This is a genomic window from bacterium (assembly GCA_023382385.1).
Lineage (GTDB): Bacteria > Electryoneota > RPQS01 > RPQS01 > RPQS01 > JABWCQ01.
In genome coordinates, this window is the sequence record JAHDVH010000002.1 from 696743 (window position 1) to 711096 (window position 14354).

A 14354-nucleotide genomic window follows, 5' to 3' on the forward strand; every position below is an offset into this window, starting at 1 on the left:
AGGTGAGACAGAGAAGAGATGAATTGTCCGACTTGTAATGTGGCTCTGGTGATGTCAGAACGACAAGGGATCGAAATCGACTATTGCCCGAAGTGCCGTGGAGTCTGGCTTGATCGCGGGGAACTGGACAAGATTATCGAGCGCGCGGCGGATGACCGCGACGATCGTCCAGCACAAGCTTCCCAGCAGCATCAGCCTCAGGTCGTCGTGCAGCAGCCGTATTATCAGAAACCGTACAAGCGCAAGAGTTTCCTTTCGGAGTTATTCGACTAATGGATACGCTGATTGCAATACTGATTGTGTTGACGAATACGGCACAGTTTGACTCGGCACATCCGACGGGTGTGTGGCTCGAGGAGTTCGCGGTGCCGCATCAGATATTCATGGAAGCGGGCGCGCGCGTGACGGTGGCGAGTCCCGCGGGCGGGGTGGTGCCGATCGATCCGCGCAGTCTGACCGACGAGAGTAAAGAGAAGTTCGCCAAAGAGATAGAATTGCTGCAGCACACACGCGCGCTGTCGGGAGTGGACCTGACGCCGTATGACGCGCTGTTCTTTCCGGGCGGTCACGGGACGATGTTTGATTTGCCGGGGAATGCGCGGGTGCAGCGGGCGATTGTGGAAATGTATGAGCGCGGGGAAGTCGTAGCGGCGGTGTGTCACGGACCAGCGGCACTTGTGGACGTGAAACTTACCGACGGCAAACCGCTCGTAGAGGGTAAGACGCTGGCGGCTTTCACGGATAACGAAGAGAAGGCCGTGCAGTTGGATACGTTTATGCCGTTCCTGCTGGAGAGCAAGTTGAAAGAACAGGGTGCGACGGTTGAGACTGCGGAGAATTTCCAGCCCAAAGTGGTGGTGGACGGCAAACTGATTACGGGACAGAATCCGGCGTCGAGCGAAGGAGTGGCGAGAGCGGTGCTGGAGGCCGTGAAGGCAAAATAGAAAACAGCAAACTCAGAGTTCTGCTCTTTCTATACTTGCTTCCAATTTTCCGTTTTGAAACGAAACTTGGAGATCGCTGAATGTATCTCTATTTGGCAGCAGCGTTCTTGACGCTGGCGGCGGTGGTGGGATTTAATCCCCTGTGGTCGCTGATCCGGCAGCTTCCCGCGAAGATGAGATTTGTCTGGATCCACGGCGGGTTGGCCGTTGCGGGAGTGATATTCTTTGTCATTCACGCAACGAGTTCGCCGAATCCGACACCGTGGCTGGCGTTTTTGATCACGCTGATCACGGCGATGGGCGGGATAGGATTGTTTGCCTTGAGACGGATGAAGGCTCCGGTGCCGGCTGGAATCGCGTTGATTCATCCGCTGGCGGGAGCGGTTGCATTGGTATTGTTGTATCAGGCATTGTTTGCAAAGTAAAGGACACACGCATTGAGTCTGCTTCGCGCACGCGCACCGCGCACACGCCGGCATGTACGACATGCCGTTGAACAACTTGCGGGCTGGTATTTTGCCCGCGCGATTCTGGGATACAAGTATTTACAGACGGGGGAATTGCCGCCGTCGGTGGTGAGGGAGAGATTGAAGCACGCCGTCGCGAGATTGCGCATACAACGCGACAGAATAGCCGAACGGATGCGCGAACGCGTCAGATAACGAAGGACAAATAGCTTATGGGTGCTCGGGAAGTACTTTCGACGATTCGCAACTGGATGGCGGGGCTGCGCCGCGCCGTTCTCTTCAATACATTGAAGAGCCATGCGCTGTTCGCGCTGGCCGCGCTGGTGACCGTGACGTTATTGGTGCTGGTGTTCGAATCGCTGGGGCACTTCAGCGGCGGGACGCGTGCGGTGCTGTTTGCGCTGTGGGGATTGTCGGCACTTGCGGCGCTGGGACTGGGCGTGCTCTGGCCGATCCTCAAATATACTGTGTTCGCACCGAACGATCAGAAGCTCGCGGGGCAATATGCCGAGCGCATGCCGACGATTCGTGACCGCGTGCTGAATGCGCTGCAATTGCTTGACAAGGTTGAAAACGCAGAGCGGGACGGTGTATCACCGGAGTTGATTCTTGCGGCAGGCCGCGGAGTGGCCGAAGAGCTTGTGCCGATTGCGCCGGCGACGCTGCCGGACCAGACGCGCGTGCGGAGGAGTGCGCGTTACGCGTTATTTACTTCGGTCGCGGCGATCGCGATGTTGATTGTGTTCGGACGGCCATTGATGTCGGCGGCGGAACGTGTGATGAATCCGGATAAGGACTACTCGCTTCCGGCGGCATTCACGTTGACGATAGAGCCGGGCGATGTGGAGCTGGTGCGCGGTGATTCACTGAAGATAGTCGTAAAGGCCACAGGCGAGTATCCGAATGAAGTGACGATCACGCGTCAGGAACGCGGGCGCACGGCGGACGCACCGCTCGGAGTGGGCGGCGAGAACGGGGAATATACCGTCACGTGGAGCGGGTTGGCGACGACGTTTGACTATTGGGCATACTCAGGCAACGTCAAGACTGCGAAGTATACGGCGACCATAAAAGAACTGCCGGCAGTGCGCTATCTGTCGGTGACGCTCACGCCGCCGGCCTATACAGGTCTTGAAGCGAAGACGCTGGAAGAGAATGTGGGGGATATTTCGGCGGTCATCGGAACGAAGGCGAAAGTGACGGTTTCTGCGACCAGACCGCTGTCACGCGCGGTGTTGGAGTTTTTCGATTTAGGCGAGAACGCGGCGACTCCGCGCGAGACGCTTGCGCTGGTCTTGGACGGGAGCAAGGCATCGGGCGAATTTACGGTGTCAAAAAGCGGCACCTATCATATCCATTTGACAGGCAGCGACGGGTTGGAGAGCCGTGATCCGATAATTTATCGCATCAATGCGCGTCCGGACGAAGCTCCGGTGATCACGCTGCTTGAGCCTGCGCAGGATTTGGAAATCGCCGCGGATATAAAGGTGGCGGTGGTGGCGGGCGCTGCGGACGACTACGGGTTTTCGCGTATGAACTTGCGCTACTACCGGACGTCGCCGTGGGATCAGCCGGGCGATATTGCAGACGAGAATTTTGAAAAGCTCGCGCTGGACTATCGGATGCTTGAACCCGGGCGCTGCATTGCCGAGACGGCGTTTGACCTGACTCCGCTGCAGCTCTTGCCTGAGGATCAGGTGTTGATGTTTGTGGAAGTGTGGGACAACGACCGGATCAGCGGACCGAAGCGGGCGAAGAGCGAAACGCGGTTGCTGCGTTTCCCGTCCATGGCGGAGATATTCGAGCGGCAGGAACAGATGGAGGAACGCCGGACGATCACGCTCGAAGAATTGCTCTCTGAATCTCAAGATTTGCGCGAACAGGTTGAGAAGGCGGTCGAAGAGTTCAAGTCGAATCCCGAGATGAGCTACGAGCGCAAGCAGGAAGTCGCGGAACTGATGGAGAAGCAGGAGCAGATGACGCAAGTGCTCGAGCAGGTTTCGCAGGCAATCGAACAGCAGCAGATGGTAAATCAGATACGTTCGCTGTATTCTCCGGAAGTGATGGAGAAGATGGAACAGATCCGTGAGCTGGTGGAAGAGGTCATCAGCCCCGAGATGCGGGAGGCAATGCGGAAGCTGAACGAAGCGATGCAGCAACCGACGCCGGAGGAGATGCGCAAGGCACTGGAGAATTTCCAGAAGATGCAGGAGCAGTTCAATCTGGCACTCGATCAGACGCTCAACATGCTTAAGCAGATGCAGGCCGAGAAGAAGCTGGACGAACTTGCTCGACGACTGGACGAACTCGCACGCCAGCAGGAGCAGCTCAACGAGAAGATGGATCAGGATTCTCCGAAGAGTGCGCAGGAGAATGCAAAGCAGCAGGAGAAGCTCTCCGAGGAGATGCGGAAGATCGAGCAGGAGATGAAGAAACTTGCCGAGCAGATGAAGAAGGATCAACTGCAGGGCGAGAAGGAAGCTCAGGAGCTGAATCAGGAGATGCAGCAGGAAGAGCTTTCCGAGCAGATGGAACAGAATTCGCAGAACATGCAGATGGGCCAGAAGCAATCGGCCAAGAAGCAGGGCAAGAAGCAGCAGCGGAAGATGGCCGAGTTCGCACAGCAGATGCAGAATCTTCGTCAGCAGATGCAGAGCAATCAGGATCTGGAAACGATGATGGAGATGGAGAAGGCGCGCGACAAGATGCTCGACCTCTCCATGCGTCAGGAACAGCTTTGGCAGGAGTCGCAGAATGTTGACCCGAACAGTCCGCAGATGAACGAGCTTGCCGAAGAGCAGGAGAATCTGAAGCAGGCGATGAAGCGGATTCAGGAGGACATGCAGGAGCTTGCGAAGAAGTCAATGGCCGTGACGCCGAAACTGATGGCGTCCATGGAGGAGACGATCAAGCAAATGCAGTCGGCTTGCAACGCCACGCAGGAACGCGATTCGCGCACGGCATCGCACTATCGCAAGCAGGCGATGGCCGCTCTGAACGAGACGCTTCGCCAGCAGAACAACGCCTGCAAGCAATGCCAGAGCCAATGCAACAAGCCGAACAGCAACTCCATGTGCAACAAAGCCGGCGGGATGTCGCAGAAGCAAGGCCAGATCAATCAGCAGACCATGGGCATGATGCAGAATCAGGGGACGATTTCGCAGCAGCAGGCAGCGGCCATGCAGAGATTGGCCGCAGAGCAGGACGCGTTGGCGAAGTCGGCTGCGGAATTGCAGGCGGAAGCTGCAGCGTCGCGTCAGACGGTCGGGCGGCTTGACGGTCTGAAGGAAGACATGGAGAAGGTTGCGGAAGATCTGCGCGCGCAACGCATCACGCCAGAGACGATTGAACGGCAGAACAAGATAGAAAGCAAGCTGCTGGATTTCCAGCGTGCGAACCGCGAACGCGAGTTTTCACCGCAGCGCAAATCGAACACGGGCATTGATATGGTGCGCTCGTCGCCTCGCGAACTTCCGAAGAAACCGGGCAGCGATGAGTTGCGCGAGGATTTGCTGCGCGCGCTGGATGCGAAATTCACACCTGACTACGAAGAACTGGTGCGCAAGTATTTTGAAGCCCTATCCAAGTGGCAATAACGGTTCGGGGCAGGGCCTCCTCGGCGGACGCCCGCAAATGGTAGTGCACATCGCGGCGGCGGGTAAACAGACTTGCCCCGCGATGTTTGTTCTGACTATCCTACTGCTGATTGGCTGCGCCCGCGCTCCGGAGGCAGTGCGTTTGGATGCCGGACTTGCCGAACAGATTTTTTCTCCACGACTCGCGTGGCAGGAGAGCGGCGAGCTGTATTGTCAGTGGGTGGAGTTTCACACCGACAGCATCGGCGGCGCGGGCACGACGTGGGACGAAAATCTCAAGACGTTCTCGCGGCCCGAGAGCTTCGATTTTATGAATCGTCGGTGGGTGCAGTGTATTCCGGAGCTTGACCGTTTCCGGTTTGCGAATCACGGGACGGCGACGCTGGTCGCGCACAGCTGTATTCAAGAGAGTTTCATCGTTTTTCGTGACAGCACAGGAAAGCGCGAAGCGGCCTGGCTTGCTGCACCTGCCGTGATGACATACCCGATCGAAGTGGATACGCTTTTTCTGATTCTCTATGAGTCGTCACTGGAGCGCGGATTGATTTCCGTGTGGCTGGAACGTGCGGGCCGCGAGTTAAGCCGCGATACGCTGGAGATTCCCAGTCCCGACTTTGCGGCTGCCGGAGCAAACGGGGTGACGATGGTGAAGTCGTCCGAGCGTGCCTTTCATATCTATCAAATGGGTCGGCTGTGCAGTTGGGCGGACAGCACGACCGTTGCTCGCATGTATCCCGCCAAGCAGCAGATCGGGACGGACTATTTCGTGAGCGGGGGAGATCTGTTCATCGTGAGCGGTTATCGCCGACCCGATTCACGGGAGATTGAATTCGAAACTCACGTTTTGAACGGCACACGCCGCGAGTCGCAACACTCGGCACGCGCGAAACGCGAGTCGCTTGGTGAATATGTCGCGTTCCGTGCTGTGCCCTCGGGTGGAGAGTTTCCGTATCTGCTTGCATTGGAAAGCGAACCGGAGCACATGCGATTGGCGGTGCTTGGTTTAGGCGAGGACGGCTACTGGAGCCGCATCACCCCCCGCGCGGAAGTCAGCCCATCGATACAGGAATTCTCCGCAGTGCGGCACAACAATCAACTGTTCGCAGCATATACGGCCGCGACCTCGGAGACGCTTGCCGCAGCCAACGCCTGCTATTACCTGCAATACAGATTGGAGTAACGCGCATGAAGACCATGAAGCATGTTTCAGTATGGCTCGTGCTTGTCGCCGTGTCGGCGTTTGCGCAGCCGGAGTTTGATCCGGTGCGGCTCGATGAAGCGACCGACGAACGGTTCTTCTTTCCGACCATTGAGATTACTGCTGCAAACACAATCTACTGCACATGGGCGAGTGCCAACGAAGAATGGATCGGCGCATACGGGCGGGAAGTGGATCTTGCAGGGAATATCATCGGCGAGCTTGACACAATTGACATCGGGAGCACGAGTGTCGTAAGCTGCCCGCAACGCGTCGAGTTTCGCACGCTTTCGAGCGGCGCGTGGGCAAAGATGATCTACCATGAATGACTGCAGGAGACGGCACTCCAGTTTTTCTCCCCGGAGGGGACGATGCTGGAGGAAACACACTTGTCGCCCGCATTCTTTCCGAGATTCCTCTCGCTCGCTGACGGATACTTTGTCTCCGTGCGGAATTTCGCTCTCGGGCAGTTGGTGTTCCGGTTTCGTCCTGACGGAGGGTTGATTGACAGCGATACGCTGTCTATCGGGGAGACATACTACTCCTACTTGGTAAATGGCGAACCGCGCCTCGTGTCGCAACAGGGTCTGTTTACGGGCACGGGTTGGCGGATACGCACGGTTCTTCATGAGTTTGACGCGCAGGGGGTATATGCTGACAGTCTTGTTTTGCGCGAAGAGGACTTGAACGCGGGAGAAAGTGCGGCGGGTCACGCGTTTCATTTTGACGGGAGCGTCTTGACGTGCATCGCCGCATCCGTGCGGCCCGGCGCGACGCTGAACACCTTCCGCGTGTGGATGACCATATATGATGGCAGCAATACCACGGAGATAGATCCATGGGATCCGGGACCGTTGCCGCAGCGTTCGTATATAACGAGTTGGGAAGTGCTCCGCACGACCGACGCGCGTTTCGTGCTTGCCATGTTTGTGCGCGGCGAGGCCAATATGGCTATCTGGTTTCTGGGGCTGGAGTCGGATGGATCATTCAACTCCAATTTGCACATGCAGTCAGTCGCGTCAGACCACCTGTTGAACGGGATGATCTTGAAGGAGTATAGCGGGTCGATTTTTTGCGCGTTTACGGAGGTCACAACGGACGGGTCTTTTGGTGGCGGTGCGCAGGTTGCGGCTTTTCCTTTGACAATTCTGCTGAATTCACATGACCAACGACCCGAGCTGCCGTCCTCGCTTAGGCTTTCAGCGTTTCCCAATCCGTTCAACGCAAGCTCCGCCATCAGCTTTTCGCTGCCCGAACGCAGCCTCGTTGCACTGACAGTATTTGATCTGCTGGGACGCGAGGTGGCGACGTTGGCGGAAGGTATGTATGTCCCGGGCACGCATCAGCTATTCTGGAACGCTTCTTCCGCCGCAAGCGGGAAATATTTCTGTCGACTGACGACTCAAGACGACTCGCGGGTGATTCCGTTAATCCTAATGAAATGAAATACATTCTCTCGACACTTTTTGCCATACTCTTGCTCGGCGGCATTTCTGTTGCCCAGCAGATTATTATTCAGCCCGGGCCATCGCAGCAGATAAAACCTCCGCCGCGTTCGCCAGAACAAATGCAGGCGGATCGCGCACGACGCGAAGAGCAGCGCGGGAATTTCGACGGCGCGCTGGGAGCCTGGCACGAAGTGTTGAAGCTTGCGCCAAACGACGCGAGTGCGATTACGGGGATTCCCAAGTGCTATATGGCACTGCGCAAGTTTGACCAGGCCGAGGCGTTCTTGCAGGATCAGATCAGGAAATCTCAATTTCGCACGGCTACTCCGTGGCAGGACCCTATCAGCGAATTCCAATTGACGCTGCTCTTGGGGGAAGTGAAGCTGGCGCGTGACGACGAGTCCGCAGCGTGGGACGTGTGGAATGCGGCGCTTTCAACTCAGCAGAACAATCCGGACGCCCGGCGTTTGTTGGTGAACCTGTTACAGCGGAACCGCAGATGGGAGGCGAGTGAGAAGCTGATACGCGATTATCGCAAGGATGCGAAGATGCCGGGTTTTATGGCATTGGAGCTTGCCTCAAGTTTGCAGGCGCAGATGAATTTTGCCGGCGCGACCGAGGAGTTGCTGCTTCACGCGAAGTCGTCACCGAGCGCGTGGCAGATTTCACAGAGTTACCTCAGTCGTTTTCCGGATGACTCGACGGTGGACGCGACGGTGATGTCGGTGCTCGAACAGGCCATCAAGCGCGACAGGAAGGAGTCCGGCGTCTGGCGTATGTACGCGGGGTATGCTTTAAAGTCCGGCAGACTTGAAGAGTCGCTGTCCGCCACAATGACGGCGGATTCTCTGACGGGAAGCGGTGGTGCGTTAGTTCTCGGCAGCGCACAGCAGCTGTTGAATGACGGTGAAGTTGAGCTTGCCCGACGCGGATTTGAGAAAGTGCTGGCGCGAAACACGTCCGAGCAGCTGTCTGAACGCGCAGAACTTGGGTTAGCGCAATGTTTCGAGGCCCAGGGCAACTACACGGAAGCTAAGATTGCGTATCAGCGGTTTCTGGAGCGCCGCCCGAAATCTGCGGACGTGGAGGAAGCGCGCTTCAGGATCGCGGAAATCCTGCTCGAGCACGAACAAAATCCACAAGAAGCTCTGATTGAATATCGCGGGATCTTCCAGCGTTCGCGCACCGCTTTGAAACAGCAGGCAGCGATGCGAATCGGGGATGCGCACGCTTATCTCGGAGAATTTGCGCCTGCTATCGAGGCGTGGCAGCAGATAGCTGCGCCGCAACGCGGGCAGGTGACGGACGATGCGGCGGAAGCGCAGCTGAGGATTGCGCGAGCGAATATCTGGCGTGACTCGACTGAACTTGCGGACAAAGCACTCGAAGCAATTCTGAGCGGCAGCACACAGAACATCTCATTCAACGATGCAGTCCTCTATCAGGCGCTGTTGAGCAGCGGCGGATTTCACGGGGCCTTGCGCGCGTTTGCCGATGCCGACTACGCGTCGTTTCGTCAGAATCACGGTTTAGCTGCCGAGAAATACGGAGAAGCCGCGTCCCTTCTGAAGTATGGCAGGCTCGCGGAGTGGAGCCGCATCTCAGAGGCCGAGGCACTGCGTGAATCAGGACAGCCGGAGCGGGCGATTGCCTCTTTGGATACATTCGTGTTGTCGTTTCCCGAATCCGTGGATTTGCCGCGCGTGAAATACATGATGGCTGTGATTACGCTCGAAGACTTGCATCAGGAAGACAAGGCCCTGCAGATGCTGCAGGAATACCTGATTGAGTATCCCCGCTCGCTCTACTTGGAACAGGCACGGCGCAAAGCGCGCGTGCTTGCCAACAAGGTTTCATAAGACTGCAACTGGTTAGACATGGACCGTGTCCAATGCGGCACTCTCGCCGACGCACCTCTATTTATTATACCGGTACTGAAAACTGATAGCAACAATATTTGAATGGTTGTATAAGCATCCCGAATGGATGTTCTGGTCGGCGCTTCCCGCGCTGATGCTGCACCAATTTGAAGAGTACGTGCTTCCGGGCGGATTTCTTCGCTGGTTGAACAAGGATGTATTTAGGAGCGAGTCCGACCGTTCTCCGATTTCACCGACGACAGCATTTGTCATCAACATTGTGATTGGCTGGCCGATCTATGCGCTGGTCGGTTACGTGGGGCTGAAGCAGATGTGGTTTGTCATGCCGCTGATGGGTATCCTCTTTGTCAATGCGTGGTTTCACATCACTCTTTCAATCTCATCGTCACGCTATTCACCCGGCACCTTCACGGCGATTCTGATACTCTTGCCGCTCACGTTCTACACGTTCTACTACTATATCATGACGTGGGAGATCGGCTTTCGACTGCTCTTTCTTTCCATACTGGGCGGCCTCGTTCTGCATTTGCTTTTTCTGACCATTCCGCGTGAGCTTGCACACGCTCGCGAGAAGCGCTTCGAACGGGCCGCACCCAAGTCACCAGATTCGGATCCAATTTCATGAAACAACTGTTCGCCTTCCTGACGATAGCACTTTTTACGCTTTCCGCTTTCGCGCAGAAGCTGCTTATCCCGATGGATCTCTCGCAATCCGACCACTTGAAGGCCTATGGTGTGGCCTATGACGCGCTGGAAAAGGGGATCAAAGTGGAGTGGCTGCTGAACTACCGCGGCGGCAGCTTCATGATGGAATACGACGAAGGCATCGCGGCGGATTGCCGGCTGCGCGGTGTCAAGTCAGAGAATGCGGGGAGCGCGGGCGATATCTATCTCGAGATTGAGAATGCCAACATGGAGGTGGTGCTGCTGGAAAAGGCGACGAAGGTCGCGATCTACGCTCCCGACGAAGTGCGCGAAGGACCGTGGGACGACGCGGTCAATCTGGCGTTGACCTATGCCGAGATTCCCTTTGATGTGATCTATGACCGTGAGGTGCTGGAAGGCAAGCTGCAGAAATACGAGTGGGTACATTTGCACCACGAGGATTTCACTGGTCAATACGGCAAGTTCTATTCGATGTATCGGAACGCGGATTGGTACATGCGACAGGTACAGGAAGAGGAAGCGAGCGCCAAGTCGCTCGGTTTCAGCAAGGTATCAGAGATGAAACTCGCGGTCGCCCGCACCTTCAAAGGCTATATCGGCCGCGGCGGCTTCCTGTTTGCGATGTGCAGCGCGACAGACAGTTACGACATCGCGCTCGCAGCGGCAGCCACAGACATTTGCGCGGCAGTATTTGACGGCGACGGAATTGATCCGAATTACGCGAGCAAAATGGACTACGGGAACGCGCTGGCTTTTCAGAATTATTCATTGATCACGGACCCGATGGTCTATGAGTTTTCGTCCATTGACGTAAGTCCGACTTCCGGCATGCTGGCACAGGGCGGAGAGGGCGACTATTTCACGTTGTTTGACTTTTCTGCGAAGTTCGACCCGGTGCCGACGATGCTCACGCAATGTCACACAAATGTGGTAAAGGGTTTTCTCGGTCAGACGACCGCCTTTCACAAGGAGTTTCTGAAACCCACTGTTACAGTTTTGGGATTACGCGAAGGCACAGAGGAAACGAAGTATATTCACGGCAAGTTCGGCGATGGCTTCTGGACATTTTACGGCGGTCATGACCCCGAAGACTACCGGCATCAGGTCGGCGACCCGCCTACCAATCTTGCGCTGCATAAAAACTCGCCCGGCTACCGTTTGATTCTGAACAATGTTCTCTTTCCCGCCGCGCGGAAGAAAGACCTGAAGACGTGAGAAATTTGCGTAGTAAAGTCTGCTCGTTCGCCATGAGAAACATTTCCATTCTTGTTGCTGTCTTGTTCATTACGATCGCAGGGCAGGCGCAGCCCACAATCTCTTTTTCGGACTTGCTGGGTTTAGTCGGCGAGTGGGAGGGAACGCTGACGTATACGGATGAACTGGACGATACCACACGCGTGACCGTCCCGGCCCGCTTCTCCGCCGGCGCAGCACAGGGCAAGTTGATCACGCGCGTCGTTTACAAAAAAGCGAACGGCGAGAACGTGCTTCAGTGGGGCGAATGGCAGGTTTCCGGAGATGGCAGACGCATCCTGATCGACGACAAGACATGGTTCGTGTCGAATAAGCGTGTCACCGAGAACGGAACGACGCTGATGTTTCAAGGGGGCGGCGTGGACAATAATCGCTCTGCGCACATCATTCAGGGAATGTACATCGGTCATCAGGACTCGGTGGTCATGACCAAACAGGTGCTCTACGAGCACGCCGGCACAGAAATTTTCCGGCAGCACTTCAGATTGGGGCGGAGCAAAGAGTGATGACACAGGAACTCTGGGGCGAGGTGGACAACTATCTTGAAGCACTCTTTGTCAAACACGACGAGGTGCTTGAAGCGGTAATCCACGAACAGGAGGCGGAAGGACTTCCCGCGATTCAAGTTTCTCCGTTGGAAGGGAAGCTGCTGCAGATCATGACCGCCGCCATGAACGCCAAATATGTGCTGGAAATCGGCACGCTCGGTGGTTATAGTGCGATTCTGCTGGCCCGTGCGATTCCCGCCGACGGCCGAGTGATCACACTTGAAGTCGATGCGAAGCATGCCGAGGTTGCAAAGCGCGCCTTGGCTCGGGCGGGAGTCGAGCGCAAGGTGGAAGTGCTGATCGGCCCCGCATTGGAAACGCTGCCGAAGCTGCAGAGCGAGGGGCACGTGTTCGACGTCGTGTTCATTGATGCCGACAAGGAGAACAACGTGCATTATGTGCAATGGGCACTGCGAATGTCGCGTCCCGGCACATTGATTGTCGTGGATAATGTGATTCGTGAGGGGGACATTCTCAACGCGCAGAGTGATTCACCAATGACTCAGGGTGTGCGCCGGATGAATGATTATCTGCGCAATGAGCCGCGCCTGCAAGTGACGGCTTTGCAAACAGTCGGTTCAAAGGGCTACGACGGCATGTGCTTCATGCTGGTGAGAGAATAGGGCATGGCGTATAAGCGTATCATGGCGATGCAGATTCTTGACATCCAGCGCTATTCGGCGTATCGCGATCAAATGACGCCGATTCTCGCGGAGTACGACGGATGTTTTGAATACGACTTTACGATTCCGGAAGTGTTGAAGAAGTGCTGCGATGTCGAAATCAACCGGCTCTTCATGATTACCTTTCCCACCCGACAGCAGTCGGTGGACTTTTTCACGGATCCGCGCTATTTGGAGATTCGCAAGACCTATTTTGAAAGTTCCGTAGGAAGCGTGACGCAGATTGCGGAGTTTGAAGAGAGATAAGCACGACATCACAATAATCAGGGGAGAGCGCTATGTTTGCTTGTCAATGGCACTTCGACATTCCGTTCGGAACACAGAAAGAAGCATTGGAGATTGTCCGGCAATACGGCGAGGCGATGTCGAAGTCGCCCGGCATGCCGCAGATGCAAAACGAGCGGGTAATGGTCGGACACATCGGGCCATCACCGTCACATGTCGTGGTTGAGTCGATCGTATCGTCGCTTGCCGAGTGGGAGAAGATGATGCAGGACGTCGGGAGCGGCAAGTATCAGGAATTCGCGACCAAGATGCAGAAATTTATCGTGCCCGGCTCGCAGCGTTGGGAAGTGTACCGGATTGTGCAGTAGCGAAGAAGGACTGAAGTATGACACGCGGCCCGCCCAGTTGGACGGGCCGCTTATGCTCAACAGAATTTGGCGGAGGCACTTGCCACTACTTTGGAAGTTCGCATCTCATCAGTTGCATGCGCATATGATGTAGCGAGATTTGTTACCGTGAAAGTAAACAAAGAAAAATCAGAAAATTACCATTTCATAGTGAAAAGTCATGCTATCTCTATCACGCGGCACGTTTTTGGAAACGTAAAGCCCGCTGGACGAGGCGCGACGAGGCCGCTGATCTGAAACTTAGGCGATAGAGAAAAGGCTACAACCTTATCAGGAATGCTGAATATGCACACCACTTCAAATCAATATGACAATGCTCAACTTATGAATTATAGCTCCGTGCTCACTTCTGCACGACCGTTCCTCCACACTTTCGTAAGTCGTGATTTGTGGTCTGAAAATCCTTGCGCGCAACTCACGCGTCACTTGCCTTGACGAGAAAAATGTTGTATGTTGATTGCCCACACATGAAGTAACTATAACGATTACGGGGATGATGAACTACAACGGCAATGGAAACGGCAAGCCGTATACGAACGGCAACGGTAGCAAGCCGGGCAAGTTCTCGAAAAACAATATTGAGGGTCTGACAGCGACGCGCGAAAACTATTTGCGCACGTTGTATCAGCTTTCGCGTGGAACAGATGGCGTGCGCTTAACGGATCTTGCGCGCGCGGAGGGCGTCCGGTTGCCGACGGCACGGCACGCAGTCAACTGTTTGCGAGACCTCGGTTTAGCGTCACAAGAGAACTATGGTAAGATTCAACTTACGGCAGACGGTGAACGAATTGGCCAGCAGATTTGCGACAGGTTTGATCTGACGCGCAAGTTTCTGGTGGAGGTTTTGGGGGTTGAAGCACAGGCCGCGGAGCGCGAAGCCTCTACGATGGAGCACCACTTAGAAGAAAACACGCTGGAGCGCCTGGCCGCATTTGTGAAGCATGTGACGAACTGTAATGGCGGGGAGTATGCCAGTCCGGATTGCCTCGTAAACCTGCGCATCACAATGGAAGAACAGAACCGCATGGCGGGCTGATT

General features: G+C 55.7%; 16 protein-coding genes. All 16 read left to right on the forward strand.

What is annotated here, in order from left to right; translation table 11 throughout:
- Window positions 1-18 precede the first annotated feature (18 nt).
- Entirely contained in the window at window positions 19-273 is a 255-nt protein-coding gene (locus KJZ99_07265; GenBank protein ID MCL4305698.1) for a zf-TFIIB domain-containing protein, read from the forward strand.
- Window positions 273-944, forward strand: a complete 672-nt coding sequence (locus KJZ99_07270) for a type 1 glutamine amidotransferase domain-containing protein (protein ID MCL4305699.1) — start codon at window positions 273-275, stop codon at window positions 942-944. The genes KJZ99_07265 and KJZ99_07270 overlap by 1 nt, the downstream gene beginning before the upstream one ends.
- Window positions 945-1024: 80 nt before the next feature.
- Window positions 1025-1369 carry a hypothetical protein gene (locus KJZ99_07275; GenBank protein ID MCL4305700.1) on the forward strand — a complete coding sequence of 115 codons (345 nt, stop codon included), beginning with the start codon at window positions 1025-1027 and terminating at the stop codon, window positions 1367-1369.
- 12 nt (window positions 1370-1381) lie between these two features.
- Window positions 1382-1606, forward strand: coding sequence for a hypothetical protein (locus KJZ99_07280; GenBank protein MCL4305701.1), 225 nt, complete (start codon window positions 1382-1384; stop codon window positions 1604-1606).
- A gap of 17 nt (window positions 1607-1623) precedes the next feature.
- The gene (locus KJZ99_07285) at window positions 1624-5007 is read left to right on the forward strand and encodes a hypothetical protein (protein MCL4305702.1); all 3384 of its coding nucleotides are present in this window, start codon (window positions 1624-1626) and stop codon (window positions 5005-5007) included.
- Window positions 4982-6187, forward strand: a complete 1206-nt coding sequence (locus KJZ99_07290; GenBank protein ID MCL4305703.1) for a hypothetical protein — start codon at window positions 4982-4984, stop codon at window positions 6185-6187. The genes KJZ99_07285 and KJZ99_07290 overlap by 26 nt, the downstream gene beginning before the upstream one ends.
- A gap of 5 nt (window positions 6188-6192) precedes the next feature.
- On the forward strand, window positions 6193-6534 hold the full coding sequence (locus KJZ99_07295; protein MCL4305704.1) for a hypothetical protein: 342 nt from the start codon (window positions 6193-6195) through the stop codon (window positions 6532-6534).
- A 42-nt stretch (window positions 6535-6576) separates the two neighbouring features.
- Entirely contained in the window at window positions 6577-7650 is a 1074-nt protein-coding gene (locus KJZ99_07300; GenBank protein MCL4305705.1) for a T9SS type A sorting domain-containing protein, read from the forward strand.
- Window positions 7647-9512 carry a tetratricopeptide repeat protein gene (locus KJZ99_07305; GenBank protein MCL4305706.1) on the forward strand — a complete coding sequence of 622 codons (1866 nt, stop codon included), beginning with the start codon at window positions 7647-7649 and terminating at the stop codon, window positions 9510-9512. The genes KJZ99_07300 and KJZ99_07305 overlap by 4 nt, the downstream gene beginning before the upstream one ends.
- A 106-nt stretch (window positions 9513-9618) precedes the next feature.
- On the forward strand, window positions 9619-10158 hold the full coding sequence (locus KJZ99_07310; protein ID MCL4305707.1) for an HXXEE domain-containing protein: 540 nt from the start codon (window positions 9619-9621) through the stop codon (window positions 10156-10158).
- The gene (locus tag KJZ99_07315) at window positions 10155-11414 is read left to right on the forward strand and encodes an asparagine synthetase B (protein ID MCL4305708.1); all 1260 of its coding nucleotides are present in this window, start codon (window positions 10155-10157) and stop codon (window positions 11412-11414) included. Before KJZ99_07310 ends, KJZ99_07315 begins: the two co-directional genes overlap by 4 nt.
- Before the next feature lie 32 nt (window positions 11415-11446).
- Window positions 11447-11959 (forward strand): hypothetical protein, encoded by a 513-nt coding sequence (locus tag KJZ99_07320; GenBank protein ID MCL4305709.1) that lies wholly within the window; start codon window positions 11447-11449, stop codon window positions 11957-11959.
- Window positions 11959-12624 carry an O-methyltransferase gene (locus KJZ99_07325; protein ID MCL4305710.1) on the forward strand — a complete coding sequence of 222 codons (666 nt, stop codon included), beginning with the start codon at window positions 11959-11961 and terminating at the stop codon, window positions 12622-12624. Before KJZ99_07320 ends, KJZ99_07325 begins: the two co-directional genes overlap by 1 nt.
- Before the next feature lie 3 nt (window positions 12625-12627).
- Window positions 12628-12930, forward strand: a complete 303-nt coding sequence (locus tag KJZ99_07330; protein ID MCL4305711.1) for a DUF1330 domain-containing protein — start codon at window positions 12628-12630, stop codon at window positions 12928-12930.
- Window positions 12931-12962: 32 nt separating this feature from the next.
- The gene (locus tag KJZ99_07335) at window positions 12963-13277 is read left to right on the forward strand and encodes a hypothetical protein (GenBank protein ID MCL4305712.1); all 315 of its coding nucleotides are present in this window, start codon (window positions 12963-12965) and stop codon (window positions 13275-13277) included.
- A 532-nt stretch (window positions 13278-13809) separates the two neighbouring features.
- Window positions 13810-14352: a metal-dependent transcriptional regulator gene (locus KJZ99_07340; GenBank protein ID MCL4305713.1), complete on the forward strand. Its 543-nt coding sequence runs from the start codon at window positions 13810-13812 to the stop codon at window positions 14350-14352.
- The last annotated feature ends 2 nt before the right edge of the window (window positions 14353-14354 follow it).